10 protein-coding genes and 1 pseudogene are annotated in these 15,837 nt (G+C 43.6%); 1 reads left to right on the plus strand and 10 read right to left on the minus strand.

The window, feature by feature from the left end:
• From P5683_RS02475 to P5683_RS02520, 10 genes are all read right to left on the minus strand, one after another.
• Positions 1-261 carry a hypothetical protein gene (locus tag P5683_RS02475; protein WP_006625694.1) on the minus strand — a complete coding sequence of 87 codons (261 nt, stop codon included), beginning with the start codon at positions 259-261 and terminating at the stop codon, positions 1-3.
• The gene (locus P5683_RS02480; protein WP_006625693.1) at positions 258-656 is read right to left on the minus strand and encodes a Na+/H+ antiporter subunit E; all 399 of its coding nucleotides are present in this window, start codon (positions 654-656) and stop codon (positions 258-260) included. Before P5683_RS02480 ends, P5683_RS02475 begins: the two co-directional genes overlap by 4 nt.
• Positions 653-2,113, minus strand: coding sequence for a cation:proton antiporter (locus P5683_RS02485; protein WP_006625692.1), 1,461 nt, complete (start codon positions 2,111-2,113; stop codon positions 653-655). Before P5683_RS02485 ends, P5683_RS02480 begins: the two co-directional genes overlap by 4 nt.
• On the minus strand, positions 2,110-2,448 hold the full coding sequence (locus P5683_RS02490; RefSeq protein ID WP_006625691.1) for an NADH-quinone oxidoreductase subunit K: 339 nt from the start codon (positions 2,446-2,448) through the stop codon (positions 2,110-2,112). Before P5683_RS02490 ends, P5683_RS02485 begins: the two co-directional genes overlap by 4 nt.
• A gap of 135 nt (positions 2,449-2,583) precedes the next feature.
• On the minus strand, positions 2,584-4,044 hold the full coding sequence (locus P5683_RS02495) for a cation:proton antiporter (RefSeq protein WP_187757830.1): 1,461 nt from the start codon (positions 4,042-4,044) through the stop codon (positions 2,584-2,586).
• A gap of 191 nt (positions 4,045-4,235) precedes the next feature.
• Positions 4,236-6,902 (minus strand): bifunctional acetaldehyde-CoA/alcohol dehydrogenase, encoded by a 2,667-nt coding sequence (gene adhE, locus P5683_RS02500; RefSeq protein ID WP_006625689.1) that lies wholly within the window; start codon positions 6,900-6,902, stop codon positions 4,236-4,238.
• A gap of 245 nt (positions 6,903-7,147) precedes the next feature.
• A complete protein-coding gene (locus P5683_RS02505) occupies positions 7,148-9,754 on the minus strand; it encodes an adenylate/guanylate cyclase domain-containing protein (protein WP_006669181.1) in 2,607 nt (868 codons plus the stop codon).
• A gap of 128 nt (positions 9,755-9,882) precedes the next feature.
• On the minus strand, positions 9,883-11,016 hold the full coding sequence (locus P5683_RS02510) for a glycosyltransferase (RefSeq protein ID WP_006669182.1): 1,134 nt from the start codon (positions 11,014-11,016) through the stop codon (positions 9,883-9,885).
• 102 nt (positions 11,017-11,118) lie between these two features.
• Complete coding sequence (locus P5683_RS02515) at positions 11,119-11,916, minus strand: DUF3153 domain-containing protein (protein ID WP_006669183.1); 798 nt, start codon at positions 11,914-11,916, stop codon at positions 11,119-11,121.
• Between the two features lie 83 nt (positions 11,917-11,999).
• Positions 12,000-12,815, minus strand: a complete 816-nt coding sequence (locus tag P5683_RS02520) for a carbohydrate ABC transporter permease (protein WP_315639504.1) — start codon at positions 12,813-12,815, stop codon at positions 12,000-12,002.
• An 850-nt stretch (positions 12,816-13,665) separates the two neighbouring features.
• On the opposite strand from P5683_RS02520, the pseudogene ltrA reads away from it, so the two are divergent.
• Positions 13,666-15,445 (plus strand): annotated as a pseudogene (ltrA, locus tag P5683_RS02525) (group II intron reverse transcriptase/maturase).
• Positions 15,446-15,837 lie beyond the last annotated feature (392 nt).

Raw genomic sequence — 15,837 nt, forward strand, 5'->3', positions numbered from 1 at the left:
TCACTTAGTTAATACATCACTCATGCGTCTAAGAATTTGAGCCAATAGCATTAAAGACGCATTCCCAACACTGAGAATAATTACCCCAACTACGCCAATCATCCAATCATCTCTTAAAACCGAGACAACTAGAATCATGATCGATGTTTTACTAGCAATACTAGAAAATGCTAACACCTTTTGCCAAATATTATCATCTTGGCAGGCTTCGTAAATAGGAATCATTAAAGCTACCAGCATTATCATTAAAATATTGTTCATGAATCAGGCCTCCGGCGACGTACCCAATGGACTTCATACCAGCCCTCTTGGTGATATTTTAAAACAATTGTTTTCGGGGTAAAGGTAATGATAAAGATATCTAAAAAAATTAAACCCGGTGTTCTTTGGGGTTTCACTCTTTCCATGGTGATATCTTCATAATTATGGGGTTTTAAGATAATCTCAAAAGCCTCTAGGTAGGCTTGAGGCACTGACCTAATGACTTCCCCAAAAGCCCTTAACCAGTCGTTTAAAGCCGCCTTAGAGGGGCTACGACCGGGTAATAATAAACACACACTCACCCCGATAATGATATTAGCTAAACTCAGGTCAGCAGTAATCAGAAACCAAATAGCTAATCGCAGAATTAAGTTGAGAGACAGATATTTAATCATGCTATACCCACCGCGAAAATAAACCAAAAGAGCACTGTTAACATGATGGTCATTCCACCAATAATATGTTCCAGCTTTTCCCAGGATCTGGACAGGTTCACTACTAAGTCTTTAAACAGCACAAAATAAGCCAACCATCCGACACTTATAGTTACCAGAGATTTGACAATATTATCAATGGTGTAAACTGATTGATAATAGAAAAAGTTAGCCAAAATCAGCCCCCCCAGCAGAATTACCATGGCTGGTAATAACCCCCGTTGCTTTTCTTCAGTTTCTGGGGTTGCTGGTAGTTGAGTATGGGGAATAAAGATGAATTTAGCAAAGTATATGGTTGTTCCTATGGCGGCTATATTAAGGATGATTTCTTGCCAAGACCACAGATTTTTAAAGGTGATAATCTTCGCACCAAAGCCAGACAGTAAAGGGAAACCAGAGACAGACAAACTAGCTATCAATAATGGTATCCAAACTGAGGTATTAATGGGCTGCGCCTGTAGTTGCTTAAAGCTGCGACTAGGTAAACTTCCAGCTATTAAGAATAAAGCTGATTTAACCAAGCCGTGGGTGAGGGCATAAAAACCGCCAACTACTGGGGCGGCAAGAACAAATCCTAACTGGGAAATGGTGCTAAAAGCTAGGGTTAGCTTGGTGTCTTTTTGAAAAACTGCATAAACCACACCGAAAATGGCGGTGCTGATACCAAAGATTCTTAGCACTGGGTCAATCTCTGGTACAATTAGGGCGCAACGAATTAGGGGAAAGACTCCGGCTTTGACTACGACTCCTGAGAGAAGGGCGGAAACGGGGGTTTCCGATTCGGAGTGGGTTAGCGGTAGCCATAACCCAGAGACAAACACGCCACCTTTGACTAATAGTGCCATTAAGATTAGGGCTATGGCTTCTGGAGGTGAAGTCCGTAAGCCACTAAAGGCAAAGGAATGATCGGCTTGGTAGACAAGACCGACCCCGATCAGGTAGAATAGCATGGCGGTGTTGCTCACAAATAGATAGCGTAGGGCTATCCAAATTGAGCGATCGCTACGAGGGTAGGAAATTAACAGGAAAACTGCGATTCCTAAAACCTCTAGGGCTACATACAGGCTAAGAAAATCCTGACAAACAAATGTGGCATTAACACTGCCATGTAAAATCATTGTCTGGGCATAAAAAAAAGCGACTTTCTCCCGGTTCCAACAGTAAAAAATCACTGCAGTTGTGACTAGGGCGTTGGTCACAATCAAGTAGCCACTTTGTTGATCAACTAATAGTTGAACACCGAAGTTATCTAGTAGTTTGATTGGCAAATCTGTATCATTTAACAGAACCTGCAACCCATAAGCTAGGGAACAAAGGGCTGCCAAAACAGCTAGATAGCGATCGAATTTGGGAAGTAAATAGATACTGAACCCGATAAACATTGGTAATGCTATCAATGCGATCGTAATATTGGTCATGGGGTATTGTTCTTTTCGATCTCGTCGGTTTCTAGGGTGGGGTTATCGCGGGCTAACTTCATGACACCAACCAGCATTAATGCTTGGACGGAAAAGCCAATTACGATCGCTGTCAAAATCACCGCCTGTGGCACGGGGTCGGCATAATTGCCATTATCTCTGGCATTACCGATAATCGGCGTAAAAAAGCCATCTCGGGAGGCGATAAGTACATAATAGGCGATTACCCCTGTACTCATCACATCCATGGAGATAATTTTCATCATCAGGTTCTTTTTGAGAATGATGCCGAAAAATCCGAACATCACGGAGGCGAATACTAACGACTCTAACACAATGATCTGTCAGCTAAAGGAGTTGGTTAATTATATGTAAAGCATACACTATTTCCGCAAAAAACAAAATATCTTTTTGGGAATTTTGGCAAAATTTTAGTTAGCCAAAATGCTCGGGTTTATCATGGCAAAAATTTAGGAAATTTTTAACCACACAACCAGCCAAAATATACCAGTTAAACTCAGAGTCATGACCCCAATCAGATGGTCTAATTTTTCCCAAGTTTTCGGGAGGTTAATTAGGGAGTTTTTGAAAATCATAAAATAGGCTAACCAACCCACCCCAATAGTAGCTAAAGCCTTAGTAATCTTCTCGACGGTATAGGTAGACTCGTAGTAGGGAAGATTAGCGAAAATTAAGGCAATAAACAGAATACATATAGCTGGAATTAATGCCACTTTTTGAGAGTCAAATTTTTCGAAGGAGGCGGACTGTTCGTGGGGAATAAAGATAAATTTGGCAAAATAGATGACGGTTCCCACTGAGGCAATATTGAGAGCGATATCTTCCCAGGCTGACAAGTCTTTAAAAACGAGGGCTTTTGCTGAAAAAATAGATAACAGGGGGAAACCAGATATAGATAAACTAGCCAGGAGTAGAATTAGCCAGAGGAAAGTGGTAATCGGCTGCTGGTGCAGTTGTTTAAAGTCGCGACTAGGTAGACTTCCTTCTATGAGGAATAAAGCTGATTTAACTAAGCCGTGAGTGAGAGCATAAAAACTTCCGGCGACGGGGGCGACAATCATCAAACCTAATTGGGAAATACTACTAAAAGCGAGGGTGCGTTTGGTGTCTTGTTCAAAAATGGCATAAATTGCACCTAACAAGGCGGCGGCTACCCCAAAGATGCTTAGAACTGGGCTAAATTCGGGTAGAATTAAAGCTAAACGTACTAAGGGAAAAACTCCGGCTTTGGTGACAATTCCTGAGAGAAGGGCGGAAACAGGGGTTTCTGATTCAGCATAGGTCATGGGTAGCCATAACCCTGAGACGAAGATACCACCCTTGGCTAATAAACCCATGAAGATTAGGGATATAGCCTCTGGAGAGGAACCCCGTAAGCCAGCAAAAGCAAAGGAATGATGGGCTTGGTAGACAAGGGCGACCCCTACCAGGTAGAATAGCATGGCGGTATTGCTAACAAATAGATAGCGTAAGCCTACCCAAATTGAGCGATCGCTGCGAGGATAAGCAATTAATAAAAAAACGCCTATTGCTAAGACTTCTAAAGCCACATATAGACTAATAAAGTCCTGGGACATAAAAATTGAGTTAAGGCTGCTATGAACAATTAATATCTGAGTAAAAAACAAGCCAGTAATCCGGGACTGCCAACAGTAGACAATCACTGCCATAGTGACTAAGGCATTGGTCAAGATTAAGTAGCCACTATTCTGATCAATTAATAATTGAACTCCAAAGTTATTCAATAATTGAATATTCAGGTTGGGGGGTTCTAAGATAACCCATAACCCGTAAGCAAAAGACATCAGGACAACCGCCATAGCCGAATAGCGATCGATTTTGGGGAATAGATAAATGCAAAATCCTACCAAAATTGGCAGTAATATCAAGACGATGGTGATATAGGTCATGGGCTGTTATGGTCATCCAGATAATTACTCAAATCAGGTTCTTAGTGAGAATCTAATATTCGGATTATACATGATAGACACCAAAATATTTATGGCTATGCTGGCCCCCATTTGAGCAAAAAAAAGAGGCGATCTGATCTAGTCAGAAACTCGCCTCTCAAATGGGCTTCAATTTATAGGTAACTCACAACCTATTCACCCATCATAACTGGTTCCGGGCCAAAAGTCGGAAATACAGTTTTGCCATTATTTTCGGTAGCGACGACTGGATGCCCATAATAGGCATCAATAATCAGTTGTTTGAGATCCTCAATTAAGGGATAGCGAGGATTGGCCCCTGTACACTGATCATCAAAGGCTTGATCTGCGACTTCATCAACCTTAGCCAAAAACTCGGCTTCGCTTTCTTTAACGACTTCTTTCATGGCTTTAGGAATTCCTACCTTATGCTTGAGTTCTTCAATAGCCAAAATTAGGCGATCGATTTTTTCATCATCAGTATTTCCGCCCAAATTCAAATAATCCGCGACGCGAGCATAACGCCATTTAGTGTTAGGATATTTGTATTGGGAGAAAGTGGCTTGTTTGAAGGGTGCATCAGTAGCATTGTAGCGAATTATATAGCTAATCATTAAGGCATTCGCTAAACCGTGGGGAATGTGGAATGTCCCCCCTAATTGGTGGGCAATAGAATGGCAAATACCCAAGAAACCATTAGCAAAAGCCATCCCGGCCATGGTAGAGGCATAGTGCATTTTTTCCCGCGCTTTCGGGTCATTCGCGCCATTGTTATAGGAACTAGGTAGATACTTGAAAATCAGCCGAATTGCTTCTAAAGCCATACCATTGGTGTATTCGGAAGCCAACACGGAAACAAAGGCTTCTATGGCGTGAGTTAAGGCATCAATACCCCCAAAAGCGGTTAAACTTTTTGGCATATTTAAGACCAATTCGGGGTCAACGATCGCAATATTAGGAGTCAAGGCATAATCTGCCAAAGGATACTTAATATTATTGCGGCGATCGGTAACCACAGCAAAGGGTGTCACCTCGGATCCAGTTCCCGAAGTAGTAGGAATTGCTACCATTACTGCTTTTTCTCCCAGCGGCGGCAAATCATAGACCCGTTTACGGATATCCATAAATCGCATCGCCAAACCTTCAAACTCAATATCTGGATGTTCATACATGAGCCACATAATCTTAGCAGCATCCATAGGCGACCCACCACCAATGGCAATAATGACATCCGGTTCAAAGGTATTCATGAGAGTTAAACCCCGTTGTACGGTATCCAAAGACGGGTCAGGTTCAACATCATAAAAAACGTCATATTTAACCCCGATTTCTTCGAGGACTTCCTCAAGAGATGCGGTAATTCCCAAATTAAACAAAGGCTTATCAGTGACAATAAAAGCCCGTTTTTTACCTGCCAACTCTCGCAAAGCGACGGGTAGGGAACCATACTTGAAATAGATTTTGGGAGGGACTCGGAACCACAGCATATTTTCCCGTCGTTCGGCAACGGTTTTAATATTCAACAGGTGAGTAGGTTCGACGTTTTCACTAATGGAATTACCGCCCCAAGTTCCACAACCCAGAGTTAAAGAAGGGTCAAGACGGAAGTTATACAAATCTCCGATCGCCCCTTGAGATGAAGGGGTATTAATTAACACCCGCGCCGTTTGTACCTTACCCTCAAAGGCATTAATATGATCAGTATTATTGGGGGAAGTATACAAAGCGGCGGTGTGACCACGACCTCCCAACTGTACCAAATGTTCAGCTTTCAGAACGGCATCCTCAAAATCTTTCGCCCGATACATAACCAAAACCGGCGATAGTTTTTCATGGGCGAAGGGGTCATCATCATCAATTGCCGGTCGTTCCCCGATAATCACACGGGTATCATCAGAAAGATTTAGCCCCGCCATTCCTCCCAATTTCTTAACAGTTTGACCGACAATTTCGGGGTTAAGATGACCGTCTACAAAAATCACCTTCGCCATGCGATCGGTTTCTTCTGGGGTGAGGAAATAAGCACCACGGGAGAGAAATTCCTCCCGTACCTGGTCATAAATAGAATCAACGACAATTACAGACTGTTCACTAGCACAAATCATGCCATTGTCAAAAGTTTTACTGAGGATAATCGAAGATACCGCCATTTTAATATGAGCAGAATCATCAATTAAAGCCGGAGTATTCCCCGCACCAACACCTAAAGAGGGTCGCCCGGAAGAATAAGCAGCCCGCACCATTCCCGGACCCCCTGTAGCCAGTATCAGTTTAACATCTTGATGCTGCATCAACGCCTGAGATAGGGGAACTGTCGGTTCATCAATCCAACCAATAATATCTTCGGGCGCACCGGCTTCAACGGCTGCTTCCAGAATAATACGCGCCGCCTCATTAGTACATTTTTGGGCGCGGGGGTGGGGTGAAAAAATAATCCCATTGCGAGTTTTTAAGGCAATTAAAGCCTTAAAAATAGCGGTAGAGGTGGGATTAGTAGTGGGGACAATACCTGCTAAGATGCCCACAGGTTCGGCGATTTTTTGGAATCCGAAGGATTTATCGGATTCAATAACACCACAGGTTTTGGTGTTTTTATACTTGTTATAGATGATTTCTGAGGCGAAGTGATTTTTAATCACCTTATCCTCAACTACCCCCATACCGGTTTCTTCGACGGCTATTTTAGCTAGAGGTATACGCGCAGCATTAGCGGCTAGGGCTGCTTTCTTAAAAATGTAGTCTACCTGTTCTTGAGTGAAGCCAGAGAATTTTTGCTGGGCTACTTTTACCCGCGCAATCAAGTTCTCTAATTCTTCGATATTGGTCACTCGATTAACCATGAAAATACCTCAGATAGGACTATTACCCAACTATGTACAGGGTCTTAGGCTGACCCATGCAGTACAGTAGTGGCTCAAAGATTTTGACTATCAGACAGTATAGCGCTTGTTTGTGATTTGTGTAGGTAGCATCTGCTCAAACATCAAGTTTGCTTGACTCCCCTACCGTTGATTATAGCCAAAGGGTGTATCCCATGATACATAATCAATCAATAATAATGAATTATTGAATCATTAATTATTAATTATTTAGTTGTCATAGTATGGATACCATCCCAGTCGGGGGGTGGGGGATTTTGTAAATAATTCTGGGCGCGACCGATGTGAATTTCGACAGCCCTATCATCCGATCGCATTTTTTGAGCTACTTCAAAATGCTGAATAGCCAAAGCAAAATCCCTAGCCAAATAAGCCTGTCGTCCCAGGTTATAATAGCCCAAAAACTCGACCAATTCATCATCTAAAGCCTGAGATTTTGAGGCAATCAACTCATAAATATTAACGGCATTATTTTTACCTTTCACCCGGACTTTATCCAACTCTCTCACCCAAATGCGATCGCCACACAAATGATAAGTCATCTCACTTAAAATAATATCACAGCCATACAATTTAGTCAGTTGTTCCAAGCGGGAACTCAAATTAACCCCATCGCCAATCACAGTATAATCCATCCGTTTTTGAGAGCCAATATTTCCCGATACGACTTCTCCGGAACTCATACCAATACCAATTTTAATTTGAGGTTCATTAGGTCGAGACTCATTAAAATCTTTCAACCGTTTTCGCATATCCAAAGCGGACTTAACCGCCATCCAAGCATGATTATCTCTGAGGGGAAGAGGCGCACCAAACACAGCCATAAGTGCATCCCCGATAAACTTATCCAAAGTTCCCTCATGGGAAAAAACGGCTTCGACCATAGTTTCAAAATATTGATTTAACAACGCGACGACATCAGAGGCTTCCAAATTTTCAGTTAAGGTGGTATAGCCACGAATATCAGAAAATAGAATAGTTACTTCTTTCCTTTCCCCAATCATCAAAGCATCTTCTCCCAAAGCCATAACCCGTTCAGCGACTCCGGGAGTCATATAGCGATACATGGTAGTTTTCATACGTTTTTCGCGGCTAATATCTTCCAAAACCACCAAACCACCCCGGACACCACCTTCGGGGTTAGTCAAAGGATTAACAGTCAAATTAATGCTACGTTCTAGGAGTCTAATTTCGGAAGCGATCGCCTCATTATCAGCCAAAGAATTGCCATCCAAAGGCTGATATTCTTGACCCCAAACATGATAAATATCTGGTTTTTTCTCATCAGGAACCACCAAAATGGGGATGGGTGTTGTATCTCCAAATTCCCCAACTATCATTTCGACTAATCCTACAGTTAAACTTTGTTCGGGGACAAAATGGCGGGCGGCAAATTTGAGACTATCCTCAAGACGCAATTGCAAATTTTCAATAGGAAGAACATCCCAGATATATTGTCCGCTAAGTTGATATTCCCAATATTCGCGAATTTGTCGATGGCGGGGACGGTGACGGGGACAGCCGAGCAATTCTAAAGCGGCATCATTAATGGTAACAATGCGACCTTGTAAATCGGTAGAAATAACCACATCTGAGAGACTTTGGAGAATATCTTTTTGATACTGTTTCTCCACCATGACATTTTCAAACAGTTGGGCATTTTGCAAAGCAATACCCGCCTGAGCATTAAAAGCCCGCAGAAATTCCTCATCAGAATCGGTGAAACTGCCTTTATGTTTATTAATTAACTGAGTGACACCAATCAGCTCACCTTTAGCGTTGTCAACTGGCATACAGAGAATATTACGAGTGCGATAGCCAGTTTTGCGATCGGTTGTCGGGTCAAAGCGAGGGTCTGCATAAGCATTGGTAATATTTAGCACTTGACCTGTGGAAGCCACATAACCCGCAATTCCTTTATTAGCGGGAATGCGAATTTCCATCATGGTTTTACCATCAGCCTTAGCTACTTTAGTCCAGAGTTCCTCGGTTTCTTTTTTGAGTAGGAAAATGGTACTGCGATCGGCTTGCATTAGGTCTCTCGCCTGTTCCATTACGGATAACAAAGTAGTTTCGAGATCTAAACTTTGACCGAGGGTAGTGGTAGCTTTGAGGAGGGCTGCTACACCTCGCTGGTTACGGGCGGCCACAAAAAACGATTGACAGCTTTCGAGGATAATGCCAATAGAATCAGCAAAGGAGCGAAATTGCTGTTCGTCTTCCTCGGTAAAAGGGCGATCGCCTGCTTTATTGAGGAGTCGCACCACGGCGACGGCCTCTTGAGGATTTTGGGTGCTAAAAATGGGCATACAGAGAATGCTGCGCGCTTCGTACCCTGATGGTTGATCAATAGCGGGGTCGAAGAACTCATGGGTTTGAGCATCAGTGATATTGAGGGCTTCTCCGGTACAGGCGACATGGCCGAGAATACCCACATCCATAGGTAGGCGAATTTCCTCGGTATGTTTAGAGTCGGAGTTCCCCTCGCCGTCAGTTTCGTTGTTTTCGGGAGAGGTTTTGTACCAAAGCTGACCCTTGCTGCGATTAATCAAAAAAATGGTAGTGCGATCGGCTTCTAAGATTTGTCCGATTTTGAGAGTAAAGGCATCGAGAAGCTGTTCGAGGAGGGTTTCGATCGCTTCATTGTTAATCAGTTCGATAGCTCGGAGAAATTGTTGAAATTCTGCGGTAATGAAATCGAGAATACAAATAAACTCTCCCATTGGCAGATTTTTTACACGATCTGCCAACAAGCCCATGCGATTAACTTGAGTCAATGTAGCCAGAATGCTACCTGCGTGGGAAACTGTCATGGGTCGGGGTTAAATTGACAAAGGACTCCATCTGAACGGTTTATCCCCCGATTCAGTAGCCTAAAAAGGAAGAAGCAAGGAACAGCAATAATCCATTCCTTGTCTCAAGTCTACGGGTTTCCTCTCAGCTAGGCAACAGAGGGCAGTGATTGACGAGCTAAAATATTTTGATAATAGCGTCTCAGTTGGCTAGTGGCAGCAGCCCACCCCCAGCGTTCGGCTTCTAATCGGGCATTTTGTCGCAACCTTTCCCGCTCATCACTATGGGATAACAGTCTACTGGTGGCTTTGATGGCTCCTTGTTCATCCCTGGGGTCAAACAGATAGCCATTTACTCCATCAGTGACAATATCGGGAATTCCCCCAGACCGCGCGGCTACTACGGGGGTTCCTGCGGCCATAGCCTCGAGGAGGACTAAACCTAGGGTTTCTGTCCGGGAAGGGAAAATGAAGGCATCAGCGCAGGCGTAAGCGGCCGCTAATTGTTCTCCCCGCAGATAACCCACAAAGTTGGTGGGAGTTCCGGCGAAATGTTGTTCTAGGTTTTCTCGGTTCGGACCATCTCCGACTAGGGCTAGACGGGCGTTGGGTATTGCTGCTAGAATAGGTTTAATGCGATCGATTTCTTTTTCGGCTCCTAGTCTCCCCACATACAACAGTAGGGTATCGTCTGGGTTTCCCATACTGAGGCTCGCGCGCATTTCTTTAGTGGCTTTGTGGGGCTGGAACAGTTCTGTATCCACCCCCCTCTGCCATAGGTCTACCCGTTCAATGCCATGATTGCGTAATTCCTCAACCATAGCTGTGGAGGTACACAGGTTTAACATAGCCTGATTATGGGCTGTACGCAATAACCCCCACAGGAATTCCTCCAGCATTCCTAAGCCGTAGTGGTGCAGGTATTGGGGTAGATGGGTATGGTAGGAGGCTACTAACCCGACGTTGAGTTTTTTACCATAATATAAGCCACTTAAGCCTAATACAGCCGGGTTAGCCACATGGATAATATCTGGTTTAAATTCGGCTAATTTTGCCCCAATTCCCGGATGAGGAAGACCGATTTTGAGTTCGGGATACATAGGGAGAGGAAATCCATCTACACCGTAGATTTGACAGCCTTTATATTCGGTTAATCCACCTTCTGGAGAAACTATTAGCACCTCATCACCTAGGCGATTTAGTTGTTCGGCGGTATGACATAAACGGGTAACAATCCCATCTATTTTCGGTAAAAATGTTTCAGTAAAAAGGGCGATTCTCATAAAAATTTAGCGCGGCTTGTCAAATATTTTGGAGGGCTTTAGAGACCATAAAAAACGAGTCTTTAAAACTACAGTCATCACCATAGTAAAATTTACCCAGTTTTAGCTATCCGAGGTAAGAGGTTGATTATTATTGGCGGCTGGTGTGACAGTCGGTGATAACAGTCGATACTTCAGCAGGAAGCCAAAATATGCGAAAACGGCAATGATAGCTGTACCAATACCTACAGGACTAGGAACCCAGAAAATGGCTTCGAGTCGGTTAATCTCTCCAGGTTTGAGAGTCCATACTACCAACTTGCCGTTTTCTTCTGTGGTCGGGTTGGAGTCAGAGTCGGGGTTGCCGTCTCCTATGACCCGCGCCCCCCAAGGAGTAATCAGCCTAAATTCTAGGTCGATCAGGTTTTCTGCCCCAACAATAACGTTATCCTCGCTGGCTACTAGGGCTAGGGATGTTAGGTCTAATTCTAGGTTAATCCGATTACGCAGAGCAAATATTAAGTTATTTTGCTTTAAACGCAAATCTGAGGCAAATTGTGGTAGTTGCCCTTCTGTAGCCGGAAGCGATCGGCTAGAGGGGGGGGTCATGGGGTTAAAAAAGGCGCTAAATTTTTTCTGCAAATCTGCCCCATTGTCAAAGGGGATAGTAACTTCAATCTCCTGATTGGACAATTGTTTAGCTTTACCGTTGAGAAGTTTGGCGCGACGACGCAGACTCGGAAGCCACTCATCTAAAGCGTCAGATCCGAAGTTAGTCACTCCTTCGGCTAACCGGATATGCTGGACAATTTTGCCGTGGGTCTGATCAGAAAATTCAATCCCTATATCGGAGTGAACACATCCCCCCAGCATCAGGGAAACTAAACAACTGATGATCAGAACTCGCAATCGTTTCAACATCCAACTTGGCCTCACCAGAAAATCGGCTGCTCATCTGTTTCTCATCAAACCCGATCGCCAAACCATTGTCAATTGCTGAGGGGTTAATTTTTAATTCCTGTGGTAGCAATGCCTCGGATGAACTGTCGCTGACCCAACAGGAATAAGATCACCACGGGGACAGTGGCAATAACTACGGCGGCCATTAGTAGTTGCCAACTGCTGGTAAACTGTTCCTGAAATTCGGCTAAAGCTAGTTGTACGGTTCTTAACTCGGGTCTGGTGGTAAATACCAAGGGCTTGAATAAATCATTCCATTCGCCAATGAAGGTAAATAGAAACAGGGTTACTAGGGCAGGACGGGCTAGGGGTAGCATAATTTGGGTGAGAATTTGCCAACGGTTGGCCCCGTCAATGGTGGCCGCTTCCTCTAAGGCTACGGGAATGGTGATGAAATATTGGCGTAACAGAAAAATCCCGAAGCCATTGACGGCTGTGGGTAGGATTAAAGCCCAGTAGGAGTTGAGTAAATGACCCCATTTGAGGACGAGAAAAATGGGAACTACTAATAATTGAAAGGGAATGACCAAAGTCGCCAACACTACTAAGACGATCGCCTGGCGGCCGCGAAATTTGAGTCGCGCTAAGGCATAACCCGCTAAGGCTGAGGTGATCACCTGAAAGGCGGTTACAGATAAGGCGACAAAGGTGGAATTGGCGAAGGCTAACAGGAAGTTACCCCGCTGCCATGCCTCTTGGTAGTTTTTCAGGGTAAGCTGAGAACCCTCGACGGCACTAGGTTCTGATAGGGAGGATCCTACCACAATCACTAGGGGTAGTAGGACAATGGCCGCCCCCACCAGTAACAACAACAGGGTCAGTACCTGAAAAAAAGTAGTCCAGTTTACAGATTTTTTCATAAAGTTGAGTTATAAGGCGATCGCTAATTGGATTAAGATAAACTTATCAAAAATGCTATGATCATTAAGTTTAACTGGGTAGGTCAGGAACTAATCCTAGAAAATCCTACAAAGTTGGTCAATTCCTGGAATAAATAGATAAAGTAAACTATAAGTGCGAGACGTTTAGGAGTCAAATAAGGCTGCAATGCCTGAAATAACCTCCTAGTGGGACTTTCACCCCTTGGTGAAATATAAGGGACTCGTACCCTGACCATCCCATAACTGTTTATATGTCCCAACGTTAGGTATAGAAATATACAAAACAAGGCAGGGAACTCAAGGTCAAAACGCTAAATTAGAAATCTTAATGATTCCTTAACAATTGCGTTGAGAGTAACGGCGATAGCCACCCCCAGTTTTAGGATTCACAATCCTGGGATTGAAGCGGGGAACGGAAGGCGTGAAGTAGAACCTACTACCAAATACGACCACTGCCAACCATCTATGACTAAGGAAATCTGAATGTTCCGACTTGAACCATCGTAATTGCTAAGTAGCGAAATAGGTTGACACGCTGCGCTCAAAAGAGCAAGGGGAAAAGAAGAGGTTTTTATATACCATCTTCACAGACCTTTAAAAGTACCCCGGTGGATAGGACAAGTCTAAAGATGGAATGCCCATATAAACGGAACGTTATAACCCCTTTTAGGCTCTGATTATCTGGTCGAGATAGTTAGTAGTGATAAGTGTAAGCGTAAGCCTATTAGGGGGTGAGATGTGACCAGAAGCCAACGCCCAACTGTAATGGTAGGGATATGCTAACGGGTCACGGTTTGATTGTAAAGAATAGAGTCTAGTAGGAGTTACTATGACGAAAGCGAGTTTAAAGAAAGGATTTGAGAAATCAAAACCAATCAAGACGTGCGTTTGTATCGAAAGCTATTCCCTGGGCGAAAGTTCAGAGAAAAGTTTTCAAGCTCCAAAAGAGGATATTTCAAGCAGCTAAATCGGGACAGGACGCAAAGGCACGAAGGTTGCAACGTCTATTGGTGAAATCATATTATGCCCGACTCTTAGCAGTACGGCGAGTAACCCAAGATAATCAAGGCAAGAAAACGGCTGGAGTCGATGGAATGAGAGCAATCTCATCAAGACAAAGGTTTGAACTTGTTGAGAATATTAAGGGAAACCTCAAAGCAAAACCACTGCGACGGGTGTGGATTCCAAAACCTGGTAGGGATGAAAAACGCCCTCTGGGAATACCCACAATCCAAGACAGAGCAAGGCAAGCCTTGGTTAAATCGGCTCTCGAACCTGAATGGGAATCGAGATTTGAAGGCACAAGCTACGGGTTTAGACCGGGAAGGTCAGCCCACGATGCAATAGCAAGGATTTACCTAAGTATCAACAAAGGAAGTTATTACATACTGGATGCAGATATAGCTAAATGCTTTGACCGAATAAACCATGAATACCTACTGTCTAAAATTCATTGTCCAAGCAGCCTAAAAAGAGACCTGAAACAATGGCTTAAAGCAGGTGTGCTAGATAACGGCGTATTTGAGGATACAGAAACAGGGACACCCCAAGGAGGGGTAATAAGTCCACTCCTAGCTAACATCGCACTGGATGGGATGATTAGGTTAATTGAAAAACTGTATCCTAAAAGTACCAGTGGCAAACCTTACGCAACGGTAATAAGATACGCCGATGATTTTGTAGCCATATCCAAAGACTTAGGAATCATTGAACAGTGCAAAACTGCTATTTCCAAATGGTTAAAACCTGTAGGATTAGAGATTAAACCCGAAAAGACTCGAATTTGCCATACGCTCAAACCTATTGAGTATGATGGAAAAACAGAAGAGCCCGGGTTTGATTTTCTAGGATTCAACATCAGGCAATATCCAGCAGGGATACACAAAGCTGGAAAGATGAATAGGGATATAAGGAAAACCTTTTTAACCCACATCAAACCCAGCAAGAAAGCAGTTAAAGCCCATACAGAAGTGATTCAAGGGGTAATTAAAAAACATAAAACTACACCCCAGTCAGCCCTGATTAACAAGCTAAACCCGATTATTCGGGGATGGTCAAATTATTATTCAGGAGTAGTTTCATCAGAAACTTTCGTAAAGCTAGACAACCTAATCTGGCAAATGTTGAGGGCATGGACAGTTTCAAGATGCGGAAAGGTAAGTTACGAAAAGCTAGGAAACTACTTCCACAAGGGAACGGTTAAACTTAGCAACGGGAAAGAAAGACATGAATCTTGGTTATTCAAGACTAAGGATGGATTACATCTATGGAAACATAATTGGACTCCAATTGTCAGACATACCATAATACGCCCTGACGCAACACCATACGACGGAAATTGGACTTACTGGGCAACCAGGAAAGGACAAGCAATTGAAACGCCAAACAGGGTAGCAAAACTACTCAAAAAGCAAAAGGGTAGGTGTACCTGGTGCGGACAGTATTTCGCACCATCGGATTTAATTGAAGTAGACCACATTGTACCTCGAAGCCTAGGTGGAAAGGATGAATACAAGAATCTTCAGCTATTGCACCGCCACACCCGCGACGATAAAACGGCGTTAGACAACGCCAGTGCTGTATCCTTAACAATGGAACAGTCAGACTAGGAGCCGGATGAGGTGAAAGTCTCACGTCCGGTTTTGAATGGGAGGGGATGGAGGCGACTCCATTCTCGACCCCTACTAGATCCTAATGCTTGCTGATGCTCAAGGCCATTGAGTTGGTCAGATACCATGATTGTGTGTGTCTGGATTATCAGTATAATGGCCAATAAGGAGTGAGGCAAGCTATAAAATAGACGATTTTTCGACCCCACTGTACGGTCAGGCAGATCGAAACAGGTTCTCGGGAATGAGAGCATGATTTAATCTCAAATTAGGTTAACATTTTACGGCAATACGGTATAATACCAAGTATGGTGCGAGACCTTCGGGTATGAAATCGAGCTGAAATGGGCGAAATAACTACCCGGTGAGGACTTCAACCCCTTGGTTGATTC

This window comes from Limnospira sp. PMC 1279.21 (assembly GCF_032349615.1).
Classification (GTDB): domain Bacteria; phylum Cyanobacteriota; class Cyanobacteriia; order Cyanobacteriales; family Microcoleaceae; genus Limnospira; species Limnospira fusiformis.

Excerpts from the sequence above, each read along its gene's own strand:
- P5683_RS02475 (WP_006625694.1), bottom strand. The coding sequence starts at position 261 with ATGAACAATATTTTAATGATAATGCTGGTAGCTTTAATGATTCCTATT.
- P5683_RS02480 (WP_006625693.1), bottom strand. The coding sequence starts at position 656 with ATGATTAAATATCTGTCTCTCAACTTAATTCTGCGATTAGCTATTTGG.
- P5683_RS02485 (WP_006625692.1), bottom strand. The coding sequence starts at position 2,113 with ATGACCAATATTACGATCGCATTGATAGCATTACCAATGTTTATCGGG.
- P5683_RS02495 (WP_187757830.1), bottom strand. The coding sequence starts at position 4,044 with ATGACCTATATCACCATCGTCTTGATATTACTGCCAATTTTGGTAGGA.
- adhE (WP_006625689.1), bottom strand. The coding sequence starts at position 6,902 with ATGGTTAATCGAGTGACCAATATCGAAGAATTAGAGAACTTGATTGCG.
- P5683_RS02505 (WP_006669181.1), bottom strand. The coding sequence starts at position 9,754 with ATGACAGTTTCCCACGCAGGTAGCATTCTGGCTACATTGACTCAAGTT.
- P5683_RS02510 (WP_006669182.1), bottom strand. The coding sequence starts at position 11,016 with ATGAGAATCGCCCTTTTTACTGAAACATTTTTACCGAAAATAGATGGG.
- P5683_RS02515 (WP_006669183.1), bottom strand. The coding sequence starts at position 11,916 with ATGTTGAAACGATTGCGAGTTCTGATCATCAGTTGTTTAGTTTCCCTG.
- P5683_RS02520 (WP_315639504.1), bottom strand. The coding sequence starts at position 12,815 with ATGAAAAAATCTGTAAACTGGACTACTTTTTTTCAGGTACTGACCCTG.